Below are 24,585 nucleotides of genomic sequence, written 5' to 3'. Positions count from 1 at the left end.
GGGCTGTAACGTGGTTGCCGTCTATGGCTCGAGTTCTCCGAAATACACACCACCGCTAACCGATAAGTTGTCGATTCTAAATACTGACATTGATTGTCGCCCTTGCTTTGAGAGAGTTTGCCCTAAACAGCATCTAAAGTGCTTAACGGAGCTCATGCCTGAAAAAGTCATTACCGCGATTCAGCAATTCGATACGATAAAACAAGCTAAGGTCTAATAGGTTAGTGCAATGGCTATGATTGTTCGCTGGTGTTACACCATACTGCTCAGTCTCATTAGCCCCATTTTACTGTGGGGTTTGTATCGTCCGAAAACCAACAAACCACCCTTTGGTAGGCGCTGGAAAGAGCATTTCGGCTTTACACCCAAAATTGACGACAGAAAATCAGGAGTTATCTGGATTCATGCTGTATCAGTCGGTGAAGTGCTGGCTAGTAAGAAGTTAGTGGAGAAGTTGGCAGAGCAGAACCCAGAAAAACGAATATTGGTGACAACAACAACCAGTACTGGTGCTGAACAGGTTGAAAGGATGGGTCATGGCATCATACACCGCTATATGCCGATTGATTTTAACTGGTGTGTTCGAGGTTTTCTTAATGCTATTCAGCCAGAAAAAATGCTCATCATTGAAACGGAATTATGGCCAAATACGCTTCATACTGTTGCCATTAATACTATTCCTATTACCTTGATCAACGGTCGACTTTCTGAGAAATCTCTCGCTAATTATCGTAAGTTAAAAGCGCTAATCCACCCTGCGCTTTCCAATCTCAATTTAATATTAACGGTTCACTCTGATGATAAACATCGCTTTGAGTCGTTAGGCGTACCGAGCGAAAAAATCATTGTCACAGGGTCAATCAAGTACGATGTGACTTTAGATAAAAGCATTGAGCTGCAGGGGGATATTTTAAAGAGCTCTTTTGTTGGCGACAGAAAAATACTGGTCGCTGCGAGCACTCATTCAGGGGAAGATGAACAAATCCTTCAAGCGTTTCAGCAAGCCCAAAAAGAACTGCCGGAGCTATTATTGGTGATCGTTCCACGCCACCCGGAACGGTTTAATATGGTTGCCGAGTTAGTTAAAAGCCAAGGTTTTCAGTTGGCTCGCAGAAGCGACTCTTTAGATCGTATTGAAGAGTCTGTGGATGTTTATTTAGGCGACACAATGGGGGAACTGATGATTATGTTATCGGCAGGTGATCTTGTTTTCATGGGGGGAAGTCTCATTGGGAAAAAAGTGGGCGGGCATAATTTCATCGAACCAGCACTGCTTAAAAAATACTGTTTAACAGGGCCGAGCTATTTCAATTTTTCCGATCTCGCTAATCAGCTTATCGAGTCTAATGCACTTTCAGTCGTTTCTGATGTGCACGACCTTGCGTTACAAATAGTCAGTACCTTATCTAAACCGGAAGCGTTAGTTGAAAAAGGACAATGGGGCTATGGTATAGTTAAGCGAAATCAAGGTGCTTTACATAAAACACTCGAGTTAGTAAGTACTTCCCCAAACATTGAGAAATCATCATGATCAAAACTTTTGTTATTCATGTCAGTAAAGGCTATGAAGAACGCAGAAAGCACATCGACAAACATCTTCCGGAAAGAGGCATAATGGATTATGAGTATATGCTGCGTGGCGATATTGATGATTTGAGTGATGAGATCCGGAATGAGTTTTTTGATGATTCACTAAGATTACCTGAAAAATCATGTTTCTATAAGCACTACCTGGTAATGAAGAAGGTCGTTGAAGAACAGATACCACAGGTGTTGGTGCTTGAAGATGATGCTCTTTTGGTAAAGGGCTTTGATAGTCAACTCAAGCGCATATTGAAAGAAATGGAAGGCAAAACAAACTACTTAGTTAATATTGAAGATGCTGCGAGCTCGGTACCATATTCTTACAGAGAAAAAGATCAGTTAACTTACTTATGTAAGACCAATAAGTTAACGGGTGGTTTGGTTTATGATATATCTTTCGCAAAAAAACTCGTGTCTTATATTGAGTCATCTCCTGTATGTGCGCCTATTGACGGCTTTATTGGAAATGAAAATGATAGATTGGGCTATTCAATTCATTGGTGTCAGCCGCCTCTTGTTTCTCAAGGAAGCAAGAATGGTATGTTTGCCAGTGAATTGAATGGCGCAAAATCTGGGCTGTATATACGATTAAGAAGTGCGATTAAAGACTTTTATAGACGTGATATTCGAAGTCATTTAAGCAGTAAGCAAAAGCGTCTCTTCGATTTTTCAAGTGGTAAGAACGATGGATAAAGCAATAGTTTCAATTGTGTATGGTGACAATGCTACGTATTACAATGGTTCCAAATTTAGCATTCTGTCATTTCTTTCACAGTTACCACAAAGCCACTGGCCTAAGGTTTATATTCTCACTGAGCAACCTGATCGTTTTTCTGGTTTTCCATTTGAAGTTATGGGACTTACTTGTGACCAAAAAAAAGAATGGACTTGTGATGGTCGATACCACTTTAGGATCAAAAATAGAGGCTTGAAATTTGTCCTAGAGAATGCGGACAGTGACATTGGGAAATTCCTATTTTTTGATGCAGATACGCACTTTAAAACCACTTCAAATACATTGTTCGAGTTAGTCGGAGAGAATGAAGCCCTTCTTTTTTACCCTGAAACTAATATTAATGATGCTCCCTCCAACTCAGAGTATGGGAAATTAAAAGGAAAAAAAATTCCAACGTCCACTGGTATTGATTATGAGCTCCAAACGTCATCTACCATGTGGAATTCTGGTGTAATAGGAGTGAGTCGATCCATGTTGCCTAATATTGAATATGCTGATGATTTAATACTTGGGATGATGGATATCGATTGCCGAGCTCATACGATAGAACAGTTTGCGTTATCGGAAGCGCTCGTTAAAGATTTTAATCTGAATGCCGCACGAGAATATGTTAATGACTATTCAACAAGCGGCCAAAAAGCGTGGGCTAGAATCGTTTTAGAACGTTTTTTTGAAGAACATGGCAACAAGCCTTTTGAAGAACAAGTACGCCTAGCAAAAGATGTCAGCTTTAAGCGCCCTCTTGCTGAGGTGGTTCGAGGGCATATCTACAAGAAGAAAAAGAAACTTCGTAAACTGTTTGGCCTCAAAGAAGAGTAAGATTTGCCTGCATTAGTTTCACTCTTCTTTCAGGGCAATCAAGAGTAATCGAGGGTACTTTCACCGTATCCTTTTTTTATTTCTGAAAAGTCAAAGCTGGCAGCACGAATATGTCCTAGTCGAGCTTCTTTCTCGAATGAGCGTTGAAGGCGATCTAAATTGCTCGCTTTCCAACTATCGCCACTTTGTGTTCGGCACTTATCAAAATCAATAATCCAAACTTTTTTGTCTTTATCGATCAGAATATTGTGAATGTTAAGGTCCGTATGATTAACGTTAACATCGTGCATTTTCCGAATTTGACGACCTATATTTCTTAAGTCACTGTTTGATAACTTCTCATTCGAGAGTATTTTTACCAAATCTTCAGCGTGAGGGAGTTTTTGAACTAAGATATCGGCTTTGTAGGTTAGCCCGTTCTTTGAAACTTTTGCTGCGACTGGAGCTGGAACGTTGACATTATTTTCAGTCAGTAGTTTGAGCAATATCAGCTCTTGAAAAGCTCTCGACGCCTTTAACCCTGTAAACCAGTAGCTATCACGAACCAGTTTTCCAAACAAACCACCGCGATGATAGTGTCTAAGCGCAAGGTCAGCTTTCTCTCCTTTCACAAACCATGTTGTCCCTCTACCTTGAGCGCTGCCGAGTATCGCTTGATTCTCTTTCCAGTAATCAATAGAAAAAGCAGATTCAACATCTTCTGTGAGCATTAAAGGATCATACCAGTACGTTGTATTGTTGATTTGTTTTGTTGTGAACATGAATCACTGTCTCGTATTGGTGGGTTTATGGCATACTAGGTAAAACAGTATATCAAACGCCTAATAGATTGATGAATGATTCATATAGTTACCAGAAAATATTAGTTATTGCTACTCACTGTATCGGTGACAGTTTGTTGATCTCAACGTTTACTCGAAGCTTACGCAATGCATTTCCGAACGCTAAAATTGACGTGCTAGTCAATGCTAGAGGTGAAATGGTTTTTGGCACGAACCCAGATGTGGACTCTTTGGTTGAAATCCCCCCAAGTGCATCACTGAAAGATTATTACAGCATTCTGCAAAAACATGGGCGGTATGATTTGGTCGTGAATGAAATGCTCAATGATAGAACGGCGATATACAGCTTTATTTTTGGTAAGCAGAGACTGGGAGCGATTGATGAATCACTTTCAGGCACTTGGCTTAAGAAGCTTGTTTATAGTCATCATATTACAGAACAACATCGTTTTGAGCATAAAATGAGCCGAGCCGCTCGTATGCTTGAAATCATCGGTGTTGAATGTACACCTAGGCTTGTTTCACCGGAAGAGTCTCTTCCCGATGTGATTCAACAAAAGCTGCCACAGCGTTATATTGTTGTACACGCTCCATCTTCCAATGACATTAAACAGTGGCCCGTTGACTATTGGATTGCAACCATCAGCAGTCTCATCGCATCTGGCTACAATATTGTGCTCTCTGGCGCTAAATTGGAGCGAGATGAAGCGGTTGTAAATCAGATACTCCAAAAAATACCGGAATCACCTCAGCTAGTGAGTGTGTTAGGGCTGCTTACATTGGCACAAACCTCTGCACTGTTGAAACAAAGCGATGGCTTTCTTGGGCCGGATAGCGGGCCTGGACATATGGCATCAGGCTACCCAATCCCCATTGTTTCTATCATTAGCGTTGCGCCTGCGAGTATGTGGTCACCTTGGCCGTATGAACAGCCAATTGATGTCAAAAATAACCTGTATCGAAATGGCATTGGGTCTCAAAGAGTGGCAAATATTCGACTTTTGCAATCGGAACGCAGCTGTGTCCCTTGTTATAAGAACCATTGTAAGATCAGCGATGATGTGTATTCACCATGCCTAAAAGACATTACGCCAGAGCAGGTGATCTCGGCTGTTAAGGAAATGATGCCGTTGGATTCAGTAAATGAAGAGTAATTTATCAGCACCGAAATCCATCTGCATTCTTCGCCTATCTGCCATTGGTGATGTTTGCCATGCACTCTCGGCTGTACAGCGTATTCAAACCACATATCCAGAATGCAAAATCACTTGGATTATGGGAAAAATAGAATCTCAGCTACTGGGTGATCTGCCGGGTATTCAGGTGGTGGTGTTTGATAAAAAACGTGGCTTAAAAGGGATGAAGGAAGTATGGAAAACCCTAAGCCAAACCCAATTCGATTATTTGCTGCACATGCAGGTGGCGTTAAGAGCCAGCGTATTAACACTCGGCATTAAAGCGAAAATAAAAGTGGGTTTTAGCTGGAATCGAGCCAAAGAAGGCCAATGGTTATTTACTAATAGAAAACTACCGCGAACCAATGCCTCGCATGTTCTGGATAATTTCTCTCAATTTGCTCAGTTTTTAGGCTGCCCTCAGCTGGCACCAAGCTGGAATCTTCCTCTTTCATTGGCAGATAAGCAACTGGCAAACGAGCTTTCAGAGCAGGCATACATTGTTATTAGCCCGGCAGCCAGTAAAGATGAACGTAACTGGCTGGTGGAACGCTACGCCGCTGTTGCTGACCATGCGCATCACTTAGGTTTGCAGGTTGTGCTTTGCGGTGCTCCAACCGATAGAGAGCGAGAATTAGCAAAGAACATTACACAGCATATGGCGTCACCAAGTATTAACTTGGTTGGTAAAACGTCACTCAAACAGTTGACGGCCGTCATCGCTAAAGCCAGCGCAGTCATTGCACCTGATTCCGGCCCTGCTCATATTGCAACGACTCAAGGCACTCCTGTTATAGGACTTTATGCCCACAGTAATCCTCGTCGAACTGGGCCGTATAACAGTTTAGATCACGTCGTTTCAGTTTATGATGACGTCGCCGCTGAGCAACACGGTCAATCCGCTGATACCTTACCTTGGGGAACGAGGGTCAAGGGGAGCGATTTAATGCAGCGTATTGAAGTGAATGATGTGATTGAAAAGCTAGAACAAGTACTTGTGCCGAACAATAAAAAACAATAAGGAATACCATGCAAATAGCCATATACCCAGGTACGTTTGATCCGGTTACTAACGGTCATTACGATTTAATCAAACGCGCTGCGAGTATGTTTGATCAGCTTGTTATTGGTGTTGCAGAAAGCCCAAGTAAAGCCACGTTGTTCAGTTTAGATGAGCGAGTGGCTTTGCTTAGAGAAACCTGCCGTGAACTGCCGAATGTGTCTGTAGAAGGGTTCAGTGGTTTGCTTGTCGACTTCGCCACTGATCAGAACGCCTCTATTTTGGTAAGAGGTTTGAGGACTACCATGGACTTCGAGTACGAGTTTGGTTTAACCACTATGTATCGAAGATTAAAACCAGAGCTAGAGAGTCTATTTCTAACGCCCGCGGAAGAGTTCGCATTTTTATCATCAACGCTTGTTCGTGAAGTCGCGATTCATGGCGGAAAAATTCAGCAGTTTGTTCCTGAGTGTGTTCACCAGGCTGTCGTTGCTAAAGTTAACTCAGCAGAGCGTTAAGCCATGATGAATATTCTCGTTTATACAAGAGCGACATTACCAGTTGTTAACTATGGTGGAACCGAACGAGTCATTTGGGACTTAATTTATGCTTTGCACCTTGCAGGGCATAAAGTGACGTTATTGGCAGGCAAAGGGACTCAATGTGACTGGGCAAGAGTCATTGAATATCAACCTAATGTACCGCTACAACAACAGCTTCCAAATGATATTGATGTTGTGCATTTTCATTCTGACCTTGAGCCAATTTCCATCCCTTATATTTTAACTCAGCATGGAAACTCAGACGGCCCCATAGATCCGAATACCGTATTTGTGTCGTCGCAACATGCAAAAAACCATGGTGCGCAGGCTTATGTTTACAATGGACTCAATTGGGACAATTACCTAAAACCTGATCTTAAGGCTAACCGTGAACGTTTTCATTTTCTTGGCAAAGCAGCATGGCGAGTGAAGAATGTTCAAGGGGCCATTGATATCACTAAGAAAGCAGGCGAACAGCTTGATGTGTTGGGCGGGCATCGATTAAACCTGAAAATGGGCTTGAGACTGACACTCGATCAGCATGTGCGTTTTTTGGGCATGGTGGGTGATACAATGAAGTCAGAGGTGATGACGAAATCCAAAGGGCTCATCTTTCCGGTGACGTGGCATGAACCCTTTGGTTTAGCGATTACTGAGAGCCTGTATTTTGGTTGCCCAGTATTTGGCACCCCTTATGGCTCGTTACCTGAATTAGTAACAAAGGATGTGGGCTTTTTGTCTCATGTTGAATCTAATTTGATTAAGGCGGTATCCAGTTCAGAACAGTTTAATGCAATTCGATGTCATGAATACGCCCGAGATGTCTTTAATGCTCATGAGATGGCGAAGGCGTATGTTGAAAAATATCAGCAGGTCATTGATGGGAAGCCACTTAATCCAGACCTAGGTTCGATTATTACTGATTTTAAGCGTTTACCGTATCAAAAATAATAAAGCGACTTCTTATACAGAAGTCGCTTAGCTGTTTATTTATTAGTCTATGTTTATAGCCTTTATAGTATTGACCAAAATATATAGCTAATAACCCACATAAGGGTCGTTTCCATCCCTTCGTGTCTTCAACAGCTTTAAAATCCACATATATTGTTCAGGTCTTGGATTTACAAATCCTTCAACCACTTCGTTCATCACTCTCGCATCGATGTATTCATCGCCCGAGAGATCTTCAAGTGGCGGCTTTATCTCTATCTCATATTTTCCAGTTTCAATATTGTAACTCGCAAATGTAGGGACGATTTTTGCGCGGCTCACTTTTGCGAGTTTACCCAGCCCGGGCAATGTGGCTTTCTCTGTAGCAAAGAAATCCACAAATACGCTTTGCTCTGGTCCGTGATCTTGATCTGGCAGGTAATAACCTAAATATCCGTCTTTCACTGACTTTATAAACGGCTTAATGCCACCACTGCGATCGTAGACTCTTCCACCATATTGCACTCTTTGCTTATGCATTAACCAATCGGTAAATGGGTTCTTTTGGCTGTTGGCCATAGCCGAAACAGGCAGCCCTCTTGAAGCGAGTAATATGGCTGGGATATCAATACACCACGAATGAGGAACGAGCAAAATAGCACTTTGGTTGTTTTTCTGGAGATCTTGCAGGTATTCAAGCCCAATAATGGAAGAGTTTCTTTCTAACCATTTTTTGCTACGAAGACTGATCGCAGGAAAACCGAGTAAAAATGTTCCCGCGGTGACAAGGCACTTTTCTAAAATCGCTTCTCGTTCTTGTTCTGATTTTTCAGGGAAACAAAGGGCTAGGTTGATGCGGGCTTTTTGTACTGAACCACGTTGTTTTTTACACATCTTACGCGCGATAAAGCGAGCGATTGAAACTCGGACTGAATTGGGTAAAAGCGTGAGAGGCAAACCGAATGTCAATCCCAACCAAGTTCCCCAGTGCTTAGGCGCTAAAAACTCCCGTTTAAACGTGGGATTGTATGCTTTAGAGTCGTAATCATTACGTGTATTAGCCACAGTAAAACCTTTGCCTGATAAGTAGCATTTAAGAAAATAAAAATGCGAAGAAAAGAAAAAAGCCAAGCGTTAAGATAAACCCTTGGCTTAAATACAGCAAATGGAAGTGTTAGCTATTTACTAGCTTCATATATTCTGCAACGCCTTCAGCGACGGTTTTGAATGTATGATCGCACCCTGCCGCACGAAGCTTGGTTAAATCAGCTTGTGTGAATTCTTGGTATGCACCTTTAAGATGCTCTGGGAATGGGATGGTCTCCACTTCACCTTTACCGTGGTGTTTAACCACCGCTTTAGCCACTTCATTGAAAGACTCAGCTTTTCCCGTGCCTAGGTTAAAAATACCCGAAGTACCGTTTTGCATAAACCAAAGATTAACAGCTGCTACATCACCAACGTACACAAAATCACGCTGAAAAGTTTCACTGCCAGCAAAAAGCTTTGGGTTCTCACCTGCGTTCATTTGATTGTTCAGATGGAAAGCAACGGAAGCCATTGAACCTTTATGCTGTTCACGAGGACCGTATACGTTGAAATAACGAAAGCCAGTAACTTGAGATAAGGTTTCACCATGAGCTTCTGCATCTTGCCACAAACGGCGCACATAGTTGTCGAACTGCTGCTTTGAGTAACCGTAAACGTTAAGTGCACCTTCGTATTGCTTCTCTTCAATGAAAGTATCCGTTTCACCGTAAGTCGCAGCAGAAGAAGCGTATAGGAATGGAATCTCACGCTCTAAACAGTAGTGAAGCAGCTCTTTTGAATACTCGTAGTTATTGAGCATCATGTATTTGCCATCCCACTCGGTTGTTGCCGAGCAAGCACCTTCGTGGAATATAGCTTCAATAGGGCCGAAATTTTCACCAGACATAATTTGAACCAGGAAGTCATCGCGATCCATGTAGTCCGTGATGTCTAAATCAACCAAGTTCTGGAATTTTTTACCATTCTTAAGGTTGTCGACTACCAAAATGTCGTTAACGCCTTGCTCGTTAAGCGATTTAACGATGTTGCTGCCAATCATGCCAGCGCCGCCAGTTACGATGATCATAACTACTTCCTATCTCTATGATACTTAATGGATGGAGTATAGCACTGCAAAGTAAAGGGGAGAAACGGGAATTTAGTGATGGCAAATGTGGGTAACAAATGAGGTTTAACGTTGCGTTCATCATTATCAGGCAGTAAACATGTGTCGCCGAAAGGATCCTAAATGATCATTTTCGAAGTGATGTTTTCTTTCAACACATCGGCAAATGTTTGTTCCACTCTTGGTTCGCTATTAATTAAATGAACTTCTTTCGGTGGTTTGCAATTCTTTTAATAAACTCGATTAAGTCTTCCTGATTTGCATGGGCAGAATAACCAGATATTGAATGGATCTGCGCTTTAACTGGAATTGACGTTTTATCAATATTGGCACTAGGCTGGATGTTTTGAAGGTAGTTCCCGAGCGTGCCTTTAGCTTGATACACAGCAAAAATAACATCGGCTCGCTTATCAGGTAACACCGCTTTTAAATAAATCAATATTCGTCCACCGGTACATATTCCAGAAGCGGCGATAACAATTGCAGTTTCTTCCGGTTGAGCGAGTCGGTTTACTGCACGTTGGTGCTCGCGATAGTTATTAATAGTAATATACTGATCCAAGGCAAGAGGGTGTCGCCCTTGGGCCTTTTATCCTTGGCTTCTTCACTCCAAAGCTAGCGATGATTGACGATAGTTTTTGTGATCTTAGTGGCCTGTGTAGAATCTAAAATAATAGGTATTCGGTCTGAGATTTGTTCTTTGTGTAAAAGTGATTCGATATTAAAGAGTAACTCTTGTGTGCAGCCAACACTAAATGCAGGAATTAATACTGTTCTGCCATTATGTAATGAACGATGAATAATCTTTAACAAGCGTTGAGATCGGCTTTCAATCGAATCATGAAATTTATTTCCATAATTGGACTCAATAAACAGATAGTCGGCTCGTTTCGGAGAGATAAAGTCAGGAAGAAGTAGTGTTGTTGGGGCCATGATCTCCAGAAAACACGATCACTCTATTATCGATTTTAAACTCAACATAATCAGAGCCGAGAATATGTCCAGCAGGTTGAAACCTTAAGTCTTAGAGATAACACTGATCATTTAAGCATTTCCCTGATCAGTTGAACGATCCTGCAGATGGTTGACAATACCCTTAAGCACTTCTGTTTAAGGGTATTTTTATGCTGTCACACTGGTTAATCGATGTTGACGATTTTGCTAATCCAGAATCTCTTTCTTTGTTCCAAAAAGACCTTCCGCTAGATTGGATAAACCAAGCTTTATCTGAAACGAACAAAGCGAGTATGCGTCGTAGAAAGTTACCTGCCGAACTTGTTGTATGGTTAGTCGTTGGTATTGGTCTATATCGAGATAGACCGATTACAGATGTACTCGATAAACTCGACCTAAAATTGTCTAATTCATTGGGTGAGTCTATTGCACCTAGTGCGATTCCCCTGGCGAGAAAGCGCCTCACCGCTAAGCCTTTAAAGTCATTATTCTCAATCACAGCAAAGCACTGGACACAGTCGGAAGATGCGGGTGATAAATGGAATGGTTTGAGCCTATTTTCAATCGATGGCACACAGTTTAGAACTCACGATAACCCAAGCTTAGCTGAGCATTATCAATATGTTTACTACCGAAAAGACAGGCACACTGAGTACCCAATCGTTCGAATGCGCACTCACATCACTACGCAGTCGCCTTATTCATGATGTGGCTTTTGGGGAAAGTTCTAAAGGTGAAATCAGCTATGCAAAAGATTTAATTTCATCAGCTGTCCCAAATTCATTGACCATTTTTGACCATTGCTACTTGAGCGCAGAGCTTATGCTTAACTGGCAACAAGAACATGGGACAAGTCACTGGATGACGCCAATAAAGTCAAATGTGAAATATGAAATCATCGAGCAGCTCGATGATGATGGGCGAGATCTGATTGTGGAGATGAAAGTCTCTCCCCAGGCTAGAAAACAAGACCCGAGTCTCCCAGAAAAGTGGAAAGCTAGGCTAGCTCTATATCCCGATGACGTTGAACAACAGCCAAATCATATACAAGGGCTGCTGACTTCTCTAACAGATAGAAAATACAGTTTAAAATCATTATTAGACGTGTACTTCGAAAGGTGGGAAATCGAGAATAGTTATGGCGAGATTAAGCATGACATGCTTGAAGATAAAATTCTGCTCCGCAGTCAATCTGTAGAGGGTGTAGAGCAAGAGATATGGGGTATCCTTATCGCGTATAACTTAATCCGTCTGGAGATTAGCCGAATAGCAAAAGAGGCCAAAGTCTCACCACTTAGGATAAGCTTTACGATGGCACTTCGAGATATTCAAGATGAGCTAATGTGGTGTGCTATCGCTTCTCCAGGTTCTATTCCCAAAAAGCTACGAGCTATGAGAGAGCGAGTGAAACGTTATATTTTACCCGAAAAACAAAAACGGCCCAAAGATAGGACCGTTCGTTTTAGTAAGACTCAACACCTTAAATGATAGGTGTTGGGTCTTAGAGATGCGTTACACAGCATGACTTTTCTTGTCTTGATGGCTAGGATTTTTCGATGGTTTAGGTTGGTTGTAGTCGCTGATTAGCTATAGGGGAGCGGGCTGTTCGACGAGATAGCGTGTTGCCAGATAGCACTTTAGTGGGAATCCATTGATGGTAATTCACCGACCTAAGTTGTTTTTTCAGAACGGTAAGTACCTGTTCGGTTTGACCGTGTTGGAAGCCTTGCAACACGAGTGCATCGTTAAGCATTAACGGTAAAAGCGAGCACGTAGCTTGGGTGGCAAATATTGGGCCGCGATAACCTTTGGCGATCAACTAAGGCAGCTGACCAATATCATCTATGCGCTATGAGTTAGTATGACTGCCTTGATATGTGCAATTGAAAACTCAATATCGAGTGTTCGCTTTTGGTCTTTTATCAAAAGATCGCCTCCCTGAAAGAGCCCGTTACTGTACTTTTGGCTCCGTGGGGTAGAACGTGAGCGCGGATTAAAGAAGATTCAAACAAGAGTGAGGGCTCGCTTGATGACGATGACTTGCGCGAAATAGATCGCGATTGCTTGAAGGCTTTCATAAATTAACCTCTTTTCATTAGTCGTTCTTCTTAATTGCCTACCTCAATGTCACTAGGAGGAACCTGACGCAGGCAGAAGGATAAACGTTAATATAAGCTTATTAATAGGGATCCTTTTGATTAATAAGTACATTAGAGCATTTCGATGCATATCCCTTTAAAAGTTGCAGCTCTATAAAACGGATGACTCTATCAAAAGTGAGAGCATCGTTAGCTTTTTCTGGAAGAGCTTTTAAGTTGAATGGGTATATGTTTTTTTGATGTAGAATTTACGGTAGAATGCCGACCCTTATATAACACCTATGCTTGTAACGTCTGAGGATACGTTTAACCCTTGGGCGGTAGCGTACCCAAAATGGATTAATCAAAGTGACAATGCCTTCTCAAGCATCTGATAAGCAATACACGCCACATCAAGAACTCTCTTTTTCAACACCGGTTTTTCATCAACCAAATGATGAAATTGATTTAAAAGAACTCTTTTTGGTAATTTGGAAAGGGAAGTGGACGATCATCGCCACTACTGTATTGTTTTCTATTGTTGCGGTGGCTTATGCACTTAATGCACAACAGTGGTGGTCCTCAAAAGCGCAAATTATGCCCCCGCAACTTCAAGATATTTCAGGATTATCACAACAAATACAGCAATTTCAGCCTGTATTTGATATTGCCCAAGGTGACGGCACTTTATTGAAAAGCGAGGAGCTTTCTGATTTCGCATCACCAGGCAAGTTATTTGGTCACTTTATTCAAGAATTTAATTCGACTAATAATAAACGAGATTTTCTTGATTCTAGTCAAGATTTTCAACAGTTCAAAGTCCAACTTGAAGCAGAAGCAGAAGCAGAAGCAGAAGCAGAAACCACGCTCTGGCTATATGCGGCATGGTTTCAAAAAATTAGCGCAAGCATTGTTGATAAAAATGATGAAAATTCACCTTACGAACTGAGTTTTCAAGCGACTGAAAAGGCAAGTAGTTACTCCTTGATCAATGAATACATCGATTTTATCAGCCAAAAACTCCACCGTGACGTGATAAATAACTTAACCGCGATAATAAGCACCAAGAAGCAAGAGTTATTTCAGCAAAAGACGATGTTAGAGCTTCAAGCTAAAAAGCAGTTAGAGATAGAAATTTTCCGGGCTGAATATGCGCTAGAGATTGCAAAAGCTGCTAATGTGACGAAGCCTATACAAATAAATGATGGGCAACAGTTGTTTAATATTGATATGGGGAGCCTAGCGATTGAAGCAAAAATTGCCGCGTTAAAATCGATTGAGAACCTAGATGTTATAGCGCCTAGGCTTCAGCCAATTAATTCTAAATTGATGATGCTAGAAAATCTAACTGTTGACAATAAGGTTGAATTTGCTTCTTTTCGTTTTATTGGTGACGTAGAAAAGCCGCTTACTCGCGATAAGCCTAAACGCGCATTGATAGCGGTTTTAGGCACCTTACTCGGAGGAATACTTGGAGTGGCAATAGTTTTGGCTCGCTTTGTATTTCGTAAAGAAGAGGATGCATAGTAAAGCTACAGAAATTCCAAAAGGTCTATTTGGGCGGATTGGAGGAAATAGGCAATAACACGGTTTTATAAGGGATAGTGATAAATGCACTGTTTTAAAATAGATAAAAAGTGTCTCAGTTCTACCGTCGCAGCTGAGATGAGCTGGATAATTTTTTTACTTTTTAGGTACGAGCAGTTATGAAAATAACGTTAGAAAATACCCGCATTGGTATTATTGGCTTAGGGTATGTTGGCCTTCCTTTGGCTGTAGAATTCGGTAAAAGGCAGCCAACTATCGGCTACGATATTTATCAAGCGCGGGTTGATGAACTTAACCTTGGCAAAGACTCTACTTTAGAGTGCACATCAGAGCAATTAGCCGCTGCAAAGTATGCTAGTTATACTACGGATCTCAGTTCTATTAAAGGTTGTAATTTTTATATTGTTACAGTGCCAACCCCCATTACCGATGAGAACGTTCCTGACTTAACGCCACTCCAAAAAGCATCAGAGTCTCTGGCTAAAGTAGTTTCTATTGGTGATGTCGTTGTCTTTGAGTCAACAGTGTACCCAGGAGCGACAGAAGAAGTTTGTATTCCAATTATAGAAAGGCATTCGGGGTTGACATTCAACAAGGACTTTTTTGCAGGCTACTCCCCTGAAAGGATCAATCCAGGTGATAAAGTCAACACTCTCACGACTATTACCAAGATAACTGCGGGTTCCACATCTGAAGTTGCTGATTACGTAGATAGTGTTTACAACAGCATTATTACTGTAGGCACTCATAAAGCTTCATCTATCAAAGTGGCTGAAGCGGCGAAGGTGATTGAAAATACACAACGTGATTTGAATATTGCAATCATCAATGAGTTCGCAAAAATATTTAATCGCTTAGACATTGATACCGAAGAGGTCTTAAAAGCTGCTGGTACAAAATGGAACTTCTTACCGTTTAAACCGGGCCTTGTTGGTGGTCATTGCATCAGTGTTGATCCATATTATTTAACCCACAAGGCCAAGGAAGTTGGTTACTCACCTGAAGTTATACTAGCTGGCCGTCGCATTAATGATGGTATGGGTCAATATGTTGCGACTCAAATGGTGAAAAAGTTATCAAGTGAAAAAATTCACATTGATGAATCTAGAGTGCTGATTATGGGTTTCACCTTCAAAGGTGACTGTCCGGATGTACGCAATACTAAAGTGATTGAAATCATTAAAGAGTTAAACGATTTTAATGTTCAAGTGGATGTTTTTGATAACTGGGCTGATTCTAGAGAAGTTGAACATGAATATGGTATTAAGCTCATTTGCGAGTTAGAAGAAGGCGCATATGATGGCATTATTCTAGCTGTTGATCATGATGAAACTAAAACCATGGGTATCGAAGCGATTCGTAAGCTTGGTAAAGATAAACATGTTGTATACGACGTTAAGTACGTGTTTGCTCCAGGTGTTGCTGATATTCGTCTGTAAGGAAAAATACAATGAAAAAATTCGCCTTAATTGGTACAGGTGGCTACATTGCCCCGCGTCACCTTAATGCTATTAAAGAGACTGGCAACATCTTAGACGTTGCTATGGATGTAAACGACTCCGTAGGTATCATGGATATGCACTTCCCAGACTCTGAGTTTTTTACCGAGTTTGAAGACTTTGCTGCATACGTTGAAGATGAAGCACTTAAAGGTAAAAAATTAGATTACATCTCAATCTGTACACCTAATTACCTGCATGCACCACAGATGAAGTTTGCTCTTAAAAATGGTATCGACGTTATTTGTGAGAAACCATTGGTGTTAGACTCTGAAGAGCTTGAAATATTGGGAGTGTATGAGGAAAAATACGGAGCGAAAGTTAACAGTATTCTGCAACTCAGACTTCACCCTTCTATCATTGCATTGCGTGAAAAAGTTCAAAATGCACCAGCTGATAAAGTGTTTGATGTTGAATTAACTTACATGACATCTCGTGGTAAGTGGTACCTAAAGTCATGGAAAGGAGTGAATGAAAAATCGGGCGGCGTTGCAACCAATGTCGGAGTGCACTTCTTTGATATGTTGCACTTTATCTTTGGTGATATAAAAGCAAACGAAGTGCATTATAAAGATGAACAAACAGTCGCCGGCTACTTAGAGTATGAACGTGCGCGGGTTAAGTGGTTCCTATCTATTGATGCCAGTTACCTGCCAGACAATGCTGTACAAGGTGAGAAGAAAACTTATCGCAGCATCATGATTGAAGATGAAGAACTAGAATTTTCTGGTGGTTTTACAGATCTTCATACCCAAAGCTACCAAAATATCCTAGCGGGTAATGGCTACGGCTTAGAAGAAAATCGTGCTGCTATTGAAACCGTAGAAAAAATCCGTGAACAGCAAACGGTTCATGTGCCTGAGCATCACCATCCCTTACTCAGCAAAATCCTTAAGTAGGAGTGAACTTATGAGTTTTATGAAACATGAGACAGCAATCATTGATGATGGCGCTGTGATAGGTGAGGGGGCGCGTGTTTGGCACTGGGCCCATATTTGCGGTGGTGCAAAAATCGGTCAAGGTGTATCCCTTGGCCAAAATGTGTTTGTTGGAAATAAAGTTACTATTGGTGACAATTGCAAAATACAAAATAATGTCTCAGTGTACGATAACGTTCATTTAGAAGAGGGGGTTTTTTGCGGCCCTAGCATGGTCTTCACCAATGTGTATAATCCCCGCTCCCTAATTGAACGAAAAGACCAGTATCTTAATACTATAGTTAAAAAAGGTGCCACGTTAGGTGCCAACTCGACTATTGTTTGTGGAACAACTATTGGTGAGTATGCTTTTGTCGGTGCAGGTGCACTAATAAAGAAAGACGTTAAACCTTTTGCTTTGATGGTCGGAGTTCCTGCTAGACAGATTGGTTGGATGAGCATTTTTGGGGAACAACTTGATTTGCCATTAAAAGGTGATTTAGAAGTTAAGTGTCCAAATACTGATGCTATTTATCGATTAGATGGCTCAGAGCTTAAGATAGTTGAAGAGTAGTAAATAAAATGCAATTCATAGATTTAGAAACGCAATATAAGCACTTAAAACAAAAAATAGACGCTCGCATAAGCGATGTATTAAACCATGGCCAATACATTATGGGGCCAGAGGTTTATGAGTTAGAAAATAAGCTGGCAGAGTTTGTTGGCGTTAAGCATGCTATTACATGTGCTAATGGGACAGACGCATTAACACTATCTATGATGGCATTGAATATACACGAAGGTGATGCTGTTTTCTGTCCTACTTTTACCTTTTTCGCCACTGCTGAAACTATCGCTTTTGCAAATGCAACCCCTGTATTTGTTGACTCAGATGAGACAACTTTTAATATTTGTCCACAGTCACTAGTGAGTCAAATTGAAAAAACAATTTCCGAAGGAAAACTGGTTCCTAAGGCCATCATTACTGTAGATTTATTTGGTTTGCCGGCAAACTATCCAGAAATTGAGGCAATTGCATCGAAATATGATTTGAAGTTAATTGAAGATGCAGCTCAAGGCTTTGGTGGCTCAATCAACGGTCAAATGGCGGGATCTTTTGGGGACATTGCTACCACGAGCTTTTTTCCTGCAAAACCGCTAGGCTGCTATGGAGATGGTGGTGCTATTTTTACCAACAGCGATGAGTATGCGAGTCTAGTTCGTTCCTATCGAATCCACGGCAAGGGAGGAGACAAATACGATAATGTTCGCATTGGCGTGAATAGTCGTCTGGATACAATTCAAGCTGCGATACTTCTTGAAAAGTTAACAGAATTCCCTACTGAAATGGTTGCGAGAAACTCGTTAGCTGAACGCTATAAATCTGAATATTCCAATTTGTACCTCACTCCAGTGGTACCTGAAGGTTATGTTAGCTCCTGGGCTCAGTATACTTTGCGTAGCAACGACCGTGTGAGTTCAATGCAGAGTTTCTCGGAGCGAGGCATTCCGACAATGGTCTACTACAGGACATGTATGCATGAGCAAACGGCGTTTGCACACTTGTGTTATAAAAAAGGCGACTTTCCTGTTGCAGAAAAATTGTCGGGTGAAGTTTTTAGTATACCGATGCATGGGTATATGGATCGTCAAAAATGAAGCGTGGGCTAGTAGGAAATAGCTTTATTTATTTGTTTTCCAATATACTTAATGCCGCTATTCCTTTTCTTCTGTTGCCTATTCTTACCAGAATATTAGACCCTGAAGGTTATGGTATGGTAACTATGTTTACTATGACAGTTACCATTTTGGGGGCATTTGTCGGCCTAAGTGTGAATGGTGCTGTCAGCGTAAAGTACTTTAAACTTTCTCACAAAGAGCTTTCAGAGTATGTTACTTCCGCATTTCTAGTCCTAATATCTAGCTTCATAGTAATATCTTTGGTTTTATTGCTTTTAGGTGATTTGGTATCAAAGTATATACTTCTATCGAAAGAGTGGATATTAATAGCCTTGCTTGCTTCCATGCTCACTTTTGTTATTAATATCTGGCTGGTTCTGCTCCAAGTTAGGCAGGAAGCGGTTAAGTATGGAATGTTTCAGATTTCTTATACATTGATAAATATTATTTTGTCTTTATGTATTCTCTATTACTATAACAGCTCGTGGGAAGGTCGAGTTTTCGGAATATTTATTGCTTCTGTTATATTTTCAGTTATTTCAGTGTTTTTTCTTTTAAAGAATAGCGATATTGGATTTAGCATTAAGTTGTGCTTTTTTAAAGATATACTTAAATTTGGTATACCTCTAATTCCTCATGCGATATCTGCAATAGTGCTAGTTATGGTAGACAGAATAATCATTGCTACCCTTCTAGGTGACTATGCAGTTGGTATATATACCGTTGGATTGCAGCTAGCAATGGGGATGGCTATTATAGCTGATGCCTTTGTTAAGGCGTATGGACCATGGATTTACAAACTTTTGAGTCGCGAAGACAAACAAAGTCGCCAGATAGTAGTCGGAGCAACGTATGTGGTGTTTTTGATGTTTACGATAATAGTAATACCAGCCTATTTGACTTTAAACTTAATATTCGAGTACCTGATAGGTGAAGAGTATCATTCTACAATGCAGTTTATAATTTGGTTCCTGATAGGTAACGCATTTACCGGAATGTACTATGCGGTAGCCGGGTTTTATTTTTTCTCTCAAAAAACGGGCTGGTTATCTTTAGTTAGCGTATCTTCTGGTATATTCTCAGCTGTTCTCACTTATTTTTTAGTAAAAGACTATGGCTTGCTAGGTGGTGCAGTTTCTTTTGCCATAAGCAATAGCTTTATGTTTTTGTTAGCTTTGTTTTTGTCGCCTAAGGTGATAAGACTACCCTGGCATAGTGTCCAAACTTCAGTTGTTTTATTTATAAGAGAGTTACGTGGTGAAAATATTAGCATTGATCATTAGTAAGGCTTTTTTAAAATTTTCGTACTATTACTGGTATTGTATTTACTACCCATATAGAGATAAATATCTATTACCGCAAACTTTTAAATTCAATGGTGTATATATACTATTTTATGGTGATGGAAGCATAAATGTGGGTGAGCACTCTTATATTGGGGACTTTTCAACTGTTCAGGCAGTGAAAGGTGCAAATGTCAATATAGGTTCTCATTGCCAAATATCGCATAATGTAAGAATCTATACTCAGTCAAACATAGCCAATACTGATTTCAGTAAAGAAGTGAAAATGAAGACTGCCGATGTCAGTATAGGTAGTTACTGTTGGATTGGGGCTAATGTCTTTATCAATCCGGGGATAGAAATAGGTAACAACTCGGTAGTAGGGGCTAACTCGGTTGTTACTAAGAATATACCAGAGAATGAAATATGGGCGGGCGTGCCTGCAAAACTCATTCGGAAGAAGACAATTTAGCTTAGGTGCTTATGTCTATAATATTTTGTTTTTATTGAGAATTAAGGTAGTAAAATGTTAAACAATAAAAATGTACTTATCACAGGTGGCACAGGTTCGTTCGGCAAACAGTTTATTAAAACGATCCTTGAACGTTATTCTGATGTACGAAAAATAATCATCTATTCTCGAGATGAGCTTAAACAGTTTGAAATACGTCAGCAATATCCTGCAAGTCAATATCCTCAACTACGCTTTTTTATTGGCGATGTCCGTGATCAGCAAAGAATGATTCAGGCATGTGAAGATGTAGACGTTATCATTCATGCAGCAGCAATTAAGCAAGTTGATACGGCTGAGTACAATCCAACCGAATGTATTCGTACTAATGTTACTGGTGCTGAAAATGTGATCAATGCCGCACTACAGTGCGGTGTGCGCGATGTTGTAGCACTTTCGACGGATAAAGCTTGTGCACCTATAAATTTGTATGGTGCGACCAAATTGGCATCTGACAAGCTCTTTACTGCGGCTAATAATATTCGAGGTTCGAAAGATATTCGTTTTAGTGTTGTACGTTACGGCAATGTTATGGGATCCCGTGGCTCTGTTATCCCGTTCTTCTTAAGTAAGAAACAAGAAGGTGTATTGCCTATTACTCACAAAGATATGACTAGATTTAACATATCTTTGCAAGATGGTGTAAATATGGTGATGTACGCGCTTGAAAACCATTTAGGTGGTGAAATATTCGTGCCTAAAATCCCTTCCTACAAGATTTTGGACATAGCCAAAGCCGTTGCGCCAGAGTGTGAGACTAAAGTAGTTGGGATTCGTCCAGGGGAAAAGTTGCACGAGGAAATGATCACTGATACCGATTCTTTAAACACTATTGATTTGGGTAAGTATTATGCAATTCTTCCTTCTGTATCGCTGATCTATTCAGAAGATGAGTACATGGCTCACCATAAAGCGGAGAAAGTTCCCTTTGGGTTCAAGTATAATTCGGGTACAAACACCGACTGGGAAACGGTCGAAGGTTTGCGAGAATTGATTTTAGAACATGTTGATCCAAATTTTTCAGTGTGAGTGTGAATGTGATTCCATACGGAAAGCAAGAAATTACACAGCAAGATATCGATAGTGTAATTGACGTATTACAGTCTGATTTTCTGACACAAGGACCGAAAGTTCCTGAGTTTGAAGGTTTACTCGTGGCTCATACAAAAGCAGAACATGCTATAGCTGTAAACAGCGCAACGTCTGCGCTTCACATTGCATGCCTTGCTCTCGGATTGGGGCCGGGTGACTATTTGTGGACCTCGCCAACAACCTTTGTTGCATCTGCCAACTGTGGCTTATACTGTGGAGCAGAGGTAGATTTCGTTGACATCGATCCAATCACCTACAACATGTGCCCTTTAAAGCTCGAAGAAAAGCTCATTCAAGCTCAAGCTGAAAATAAGCTACCAAAAGTAGTTGTTCCAGTTCATTTATGTGGCCAACCATGTGACATGCAAGCGATTCATAAGTTAGCTAAGGAGTATGGCTTCAAAGTTATTGAGGATGCTTCACATGCGATTGGAGGAGCCTATCAAGACCAGCCTATTGGAAACTGCAAGTTCTCAGATATCACAGTGTTTAGCTTTCACCCAGTAAAAATCATTACAACAGCTGAAGGTGGCGCTGCGACGACTAATGACAAGTATCTGGCTGAAAAAATGCGGTTACTTCGCAGTCACGGGATCACCCGAGATCTGGAGCAAATGGAGAATGAAAGCCATGGCGGGTGGTATTATGAGCAAGTCGATTTGGGCTTTAACTATCGGATGACAGAGCTTCAAGCCGCGTTGGGCGTTTCACAGATCCTGAGGTTAAAGCCGTTCGTTGGTGAAAGACATCGCTTGGCTGAGCGCTATAACCATTTACTTGAAGCGTTGCCAATTGTGCTACCGTATCAAAGTGTTGACTCCTACTCTGGATTGCATCTTTACGTTATTCGTCTAAAGCTAGATGAAATTTTCCTTACTCATTGTGAGGTATTTGATAGGTTGAGAAGTAAAGGTATAGGGGTTAACTTGCACTATATACCAGTCCACACTCAGCCTTACTACCAAAAAATGGGCTTTCAATGGGGAGATTTCCCTGAATCTGAAAAATACTACCGCGAAGCGATTTCCTTGCCTATGTTCCACTTGATGACAGAACAACAGCAAGATGAAGTAGTTCGAGTTTTGTCCGAGATTTTGGAGGGAGAATGAGAGTAGCAATTATTCCTGCACGGGGAGGTAGTAAACGTATACCGCGAAAGAATATAAAGCTTTTTCATGGTAAACCAATGATCGCATACTCAATACAGGCTGCGTTGCAATCAGGGTGTTTCGATAAAGTGATTGTTTCTACTGATGATCAAGAAATAGCCCAAGTTGCTCGTCAGTATGGTGCGGAGATCCCTTTTATTCGTCCGGCAGGCATATCAGATGACTACGCAACGACTATAGATGTTATTAATCATGCGGTTAAGTGGTGTGAAGCAGAAGGGTGGGCTATCGACGCAGTGTGTTGTCTATATGCTACTGCTCCATTCGTTCAGCCAAAGGATCTACAAAAAGGGCTAGAGAAGCTCGAAAGTGAACCACATTGTAAATATGTCTTCAGCGCAACTGAGTTTCCTTTTCCAATACAGAGGGCAATTAAGCTTTCAAGTGATGGGGAGGTAAGCATGTTTTCTAGTGAATATGAGAAGACTCGTTCACAAGACTTAGAGAACGCTTATCACGATGCAGGGCAGTTCTACTGGGGGAGAAAGAATGCTTTTCTTAATCGTGATTCCTTTTTTTCTTCCCACTCTAAAGTTGTGTTGTTACCCCGCGCTAGGGTTCAGGATATTGATACTAAGGATGATTGGGAGTTTGCTGAGCTACTGTACTCCTTGATCGAAGCATGAATAGTATGAAAATCATATTTCGAGCGGATGCATCGACAATGATTGGTACAGGACATATTATGAGGTGTCTTGTCGTTGCCGACGCGTTGAGAGAACAGAACTACGCCGTTTCTTTTGCTTGTATTCCTCAGGAGGGAGATATGATCCCTTACATAGAGAATAGAGGCTATGAGGTTCTTACGCTTTCTGCTAGTTCTGACTTGCCAAATGTTGATGAATTAAATTATTCGACTTGGTTGCTTCAGTCAGAGAAAGATGACGCTATTGAGTTTGCTCATCTTGTAGGCTCGGCAGAAATTGTAGTTGTAGATCATTATGCTATTGGTAAGACTTGGCACAAGCAAGTTATTAACCAGTTGAATTGCTTCTTGGTTGCTATCGATGATCTTGTTCGAGAACATCATGCAGATCTGATTATAGATCAAACTCTTGGAAGGACACCTGAAGAGTACAGTGGCAGGGGGAAAGTCCTTTCTGGTATCGACTATGCTATGGTTGCGCCAAAATTTTCTAAGCTTAGATCTCAAGCAGTAAGTAAAGTATTTAATGATAAAAAGCCCAAAATACTCGTCTCGATGGGGGGGGGGATCAGCAGAATGCGACTTTGCAGTCGCTTCAAGCTTTGGTCGGACAGGTTGATGCTAATTTTACAGTTTTACTTGGACCTAGATCACCTCACTTTCAAATCGTAAGGGATTGGTGTGCTCTACATGAAAATATAGAGCATAAAGAGTTCGAGAGCGATATGGCTCGTTTGATGCTTGAACACGATATAGCCATAGGGGCTCCTGGAACAACTAGTTGGGAAAGGGCTTGCTTAGGTTTACCCAGTATCCTCATTCCACTTGCAGACAACCAAAAGACAGTCTGTGAGCAGCTTTTAAAGTGTGATGCAGTATTGACTGTATCACTAAATGAGATTGGCAACTCACTCTTAAATCAATATTATGAACTTGTATCTCGATGGGCACAGTATCATGCCAATAATCTCAAGTTGTGTGATGGATTGGGTACGCAAAGAGTTGTAGTTGAAATGCGTAAGAATTTTAAGCCAAAAGCATCAATAGACTTGAGCCTTCGACAAGCTACGCAGAACGATATCAAAATAGTATACGACTGGCAGAGTCATCCTAGCACTCGTAAGTTTGCACTGAATACTGAAGTTCCGTCGTGGGATTCACATTATAGATGGATGAGTCAAAGATTAGAAAGTAAATGTGACTATTTTTATATCATCTTCGATAGCGGCTCGGGAGATAAATTGGGTGTATTAAGGTTGGATTTGACTGAGCCTGGTAACTATTTAATTTCAATTTATGTTTCACCTGAGCATTATGGTCGAGGAATTGCTTTAGCTGCATTAAACATAGTAAGTGAGTTGCATTCCGATAGGACCCTTCATGCCACAGTGTTGGAAGAAAATACGGCTTCTCATCGGTTATTTAAAAAAGCGAAGTTTATACAAATAGATTCAAGAAATTACATTCGCTACGCAAGTTAAGAGA

25 protein-coding genes and 1 pseudogene are annotated in these 24,585 nt (G+C 41.0%); 21 read left to right on the top strand and 5 right to left on the bottom strand.

What is annotated here, in order from left to right:
* From ACP45E_RS09910 to ACP45E_RS09895, 4 genes are all read left to right on the top strand, one after another.
* Positions 1-217, top strand: a 217-nt coding sequence (locus tag ACP45E_RS09910) for a glycosyltransferase family 9 protein (RefSeq protein WP_277815695.1), incomplete at its 5' end; no start/stop codon positions are given.
* 12 nt (positions 218-229) lie between these two features.
* Complete coding sequence (gene waaA, locus ACP45E_RS09905) at positions 230-1,531, top strand: lipid IV(A) 3-deoxy-D-manno-octulosonic acid transferase (RefSeq protein WP_069584953.1); 1,302 nt, start codon at positions 230-232, stop codon at positions 1,529-1,531.
* Complete coding sequence (locus ACP45E_RS09900; RefSeq protein WP_017038469.1) at positions 1,528-2,277, top strand: glycosyltransferase family 25 protein; 750 nt, start codon at positions 1,528-1,530, stop codon at positions 2,275-2,277. The genes waaA and ACP45E_RS09900 overlap by 4 nt, the downstream gene beginning before the upstream one ends.
* The gene (locus ACP45E_RS09895; protein WP_069584951.1) at positions 2,270-3,139 is read left to right on the top strand and encodes a hypothetical protein; all 870 of its coding nucleotides are present in this window, start codon (positions 2,270-2,272) and stop codon (positions 3,137-3,139) included. The genes ACP45E_RS09900 and ACP45E_RS09895 overlap by 8 nt, the downstream gene beginning before the upstream one ends.
* 38 nt (positions 3,140-3,177) lie before the next feature.
* Here ACP45E_RS09895 and ACP45E_RS09890 read toward each other — a convergent pair whose 3' ends face one another.
* Positions 3,178-3,900 (bottom strand): 3-deoxy-D-manno-octulosonic acid kinase, encoded by a 723-nt coding sequence (locus ACP45E_RS09890; RefSeq protein WP_017037699.1) that lies wholly within the window; start codon positions 3,898-3,900, stop codon positions 3,178-3,180.
* A 71-nt stretch (positions 3,901-3,971) separates the two neighbouring features.
* Here ACP45E_RS09890 and ACP45E_RS09885 point away from each other — a divergent pair, with 71 nt between their 5' ends.
* From ACP45E_RS09885 to ACP45E_RS09870, 4 genes are read left to right on the top strand one after another with little or no spacing between them, the layout of a single operon-like run.
* A complete protein-coding gene (locus ACP45E_RS09885) occupies positions 3,972-5,075 on the top strand; it encodes a glycosyltransferase family 9 protein (protein WP_017037698.1) in 1,104 nt (367 codons plus the stop codon).
* Positions 5,065-6,117 carry a glycosyltransferase family 9 protein gene (locus tag ACP45E_RS09880; protein WP_017037697.1) on the top strand — a complete coding sequence of 351 codons (1,053 nt, stop codon included), beginning with the start codon at positions 5,065-5,067 and terminating at the stop codon, positions 6,115-6,117. Before ACP45E_RS09885 ends, ACP45E_RS09880 begins: the two co-directional genes overlap by 11 nt.
* Positions 6,118-6,125: 8 nt before the next feature.
* A complete protein-coding gene (coaD, locus tag ACP45E_RS09875; RefSeq protein ID WP_017037696.1) occupies positions 6,126-6,614 on the top strand; it encodes a pantetheine-phosphate adenylyltransferase in 489 nt (162 codons plus the stop codon).
* A gap of 3 nt (positions 6,615-6,617) precedes the next feature.
* A complete protein-coding gene (locus tag ACP45E_RS09870; RefSeq protein WP_017037695.1) occupies positions 6,618-7,589 on the top strand; it encodes a glycosyltransferase in 972 nt (323 codons plus the stop codon).
* A gap of 87 nt (positions 7,590-7,676) precedes the next feature.
* On the opposite strand, the gene lpxM is transcribed toward ACP45E_RS09870, so the two are convergent.
* From lpxM to ACP45E_RS09850, 4 genes are all read right to left on the bottom strand, one after another.
* On the bottom strand, positions 7,677-8,633 hold the full coding sequence (gene lpxM / locus ACP45E_RS09865; protein ID WP_069584949.1) for a lauroyl-Kdo(2)-lipid IV(A) myristoyltransferase: 957 nt from the start codon (positions 8,631-8,633) through the stop codon (positions 7,677-7,679).
* 109 nt (positions 8,634-8,742) lie between these two features.
* Positions 8,743-9,684, bottom strand: coding sequence for an ADP-glyceromanno-heptose 6-epimerase (gene rfaD / locus ACP45E_RS09860; protein WP_017037693.1), 942 nt, complete (start codon positions 9,682-9,684; stop codon positions 8,743-8,745).
* Positions 9,685-9,919: 235 nt separating this feature from the next.
* On the bottom strand, positions 9,920-10,285 hold the full coding sequence (locus ACP45E_RS09855) for an MBL fold metallo-hydrolase RNA specificity domain-containing protein (protein WP_026026576.1): 366 nt from the start codon (positions 10,283-10,285) through the stop codon (positions 9,920-9,922).
* Positions 10,286-10,338: 53 nt separating this feature from the next.
* Entirely contained in the window at positions 10,339-10,656 is a 318-nt protein-coding gene (locus tag ACP45E_RS09850; protein ID WP_017037692.1) for a hypothetical protein, read from the bottom strand.
* Between the two features lie 191 nt (positions 10,657-10,847).
* On the opposite strand from ACP45E_RS09850, the pseudogene ACP45E_RS09845 reads away from it, so the two are divergent.
* From ACP45E_RS09845 to ACP45E_RS09785, 13 genes and pseudogenes are all read left to right on the top strand, one after another.
* A pseudogene (locus ACP45E_RS09845) lies at positions 10,848-12,165 on the top strand (IS4 family transposase).
* A gap of 965 nt (positions 12,166-13,130) precedes the next feature.
* Positions 13,131-14,282, top strand: a complete 1,152-nt coding sequence (locus tag ACP45E_RS09840; RefSeq protein WP_069584947.1) for an LPS O-antigen chain length determinant protein WzzB — start codon at positions 13,131-13,133, stop codon at positions 14,280-14,282.
* Between the two features lie 179 nt (positions 14,283-14,461).
* On the top strand, positions 14,462-15,742 hold the full coding sequence (tviB, locus tag ACP45E_RS09835) for a Vi polysaccharide biosynthesis UDP-N-acetylglucosamine C-6 dehydrogenase TviB (protein ID WP_017038461.1): 1,281 nt from the start codon (positions 14,462-14,464) through the stop codon (positions 15,740-15,742).
* A gap of 11 nt (positions 15,743-15,753) precedes the next feature.
* Positions 15,754-16,701, top strand: a complete 948-nt coding sequence (locus ACP45E_RS09830) for a Gfo/Idh/MocA family protein (protein WP_017038462.1) — start codon at positions 15,754-15,756, stop codon at positions 16,699-16,701.
* Positions 16,702-16,711: 10 nt separating this feature from the next.
* On the top strand, positions 16,712-17,293 hold the full coding sequence (locus ACP45E_RS09825; protein ID WP_017038463.1) for an acyltransferase: 582 nt from the start codon (positions 16,712-16,714) through the stop codon (positions 17,291-17,293).
* Between the two features lie 8 nt (positions 17,294-17,301).
* On the top strand, positions 17,302-18,378 hold the full coding sequence (locus ACP45E_RS09820; protein ID WP_017038464.1) for a DegT/DnrJ/EryC1/StrS family aminotransferase: 1,077 nt from the start codon (positions 17,302-17,304) through the stop codon (positions 18,376-18,378).
* On the top strand, positions 18,375-19,682 hold the full coding sequence (locus tag ACP45E_RS09815; protein ID WP_069584945.1) for an oligosaccharide flippase family protein: 1,308 nt from the start codon (positions 18,375-18,377) through the stop codon (positions 19,680-19,682). The genes ACP45E_RS09820 and ACP45E_RS09815 overlap by 4 nt, the downstream gene beginning before the upstream one ends.
* Positions 19,657-20,154 carry an acyltransferase gene (locus tag ACP45E_RS09810; RefSeq protein WP_198927709.1) on the top strand — a complete coding sequence of 166 codons (498 nt, stop codon included), beginning with the start codon at positions 19,657-19,659 and terminating at the stop codon, positions 20,152-20,154. Before ACP45E_RS09815 ends, ACP45E_RS09810 begins: the two co-directional genes overlap by 26 nt.
* Positions 20,155-20,208: 54 nt before the next feature.
* A complete protein-coding gene (gene pseB / locus ACP45E_RS09805; protein WP_017037938.1) occupies positions 20,209-21,222 on the top strand; it encodes a UDP-N-acetylglucosamine 4,6-dehydratase (inverting) in 1,014 nt (337 codons plus the stop codon).
* The gene (gene pseC, locus ACP45E_RS09800; RefSeq protein WP_017037939.1) at positions 21,219-22,394 is read left to right on the top strand and encodes a UDP-4-amino-4,6-dideoxy-N-acetyl-beta-L-altrosamine transaminase; all 1,176 of its coding nucleotides are present in this window, start codon (positions 21,219-21,221) and stop codon (positions 22,392-22,394) included. Before pseB ends, pseC begins: the two co-directional genes overlap by 4 nt.
* Positions 22,391-23,080, top strand: coding sequence for a pseudaminic acid cytidylyltransferase (gene pseF / locus ACP45E_RS09795; protein WP_017037940.1), 690 nt, complete (start codon positions 22,391-22,393; stop codon positions 23,078-23,080). The genes pseC and pseF overlap by 4 nt, the downstream gene beginning before the upstream one ends.
* Before the next feature lie 5 nt (positions 23,081-23,085).
* Positions 23,086-23,772 (top strand): UDP-2,4-diacetamido-2,4,6-trideoxy-beta-L-altropyranose hydrolase, encoded by a 687-nt coding sequence (pseG, locus tag ACP45E_RS09790; RefSeq protein ID WP_241824297.1) that lies wholly within the window; start codon positions 23,086-23,088, stop codon positions 23,770-23,772.
* Positions 23,685-24,581, top strand: coding sequence for a bifunctional UDP-2,4-diacetamido-2,4,6-trideoxy-beta-L-altropyranose hydrolase/GNAT family N-acetyltransferase (locus ACP45E_RS09785; RefSeq protein ID WP_347229979.1), 897 nt, complete (start codon positions 23,685-23,687; stop codon positions 24,579-24,581). Before pseG ends, ACP45E_RS09785 begins: the two co-directional genes overlap by 88 nt.
* Positions 24,582-24,585: the final 4 nt, after the last annotated feature.

Origin of the sequence: Vibrio genomosp. F10 str. 9ZD137 (assembly GCF_049974785.1) — a bacterium.
Taxonomy (GTDB): Bacteria; Pseudomonadota; Gammaproteobacteria; order Enterobacterales; family Vibrionaceae; genus Vibrio.
The sequence above is the reverse complement of the archived record's forward strand: the minus strand, read 5'-3'. Positions and strand labels throughout refer to the sequence as shown.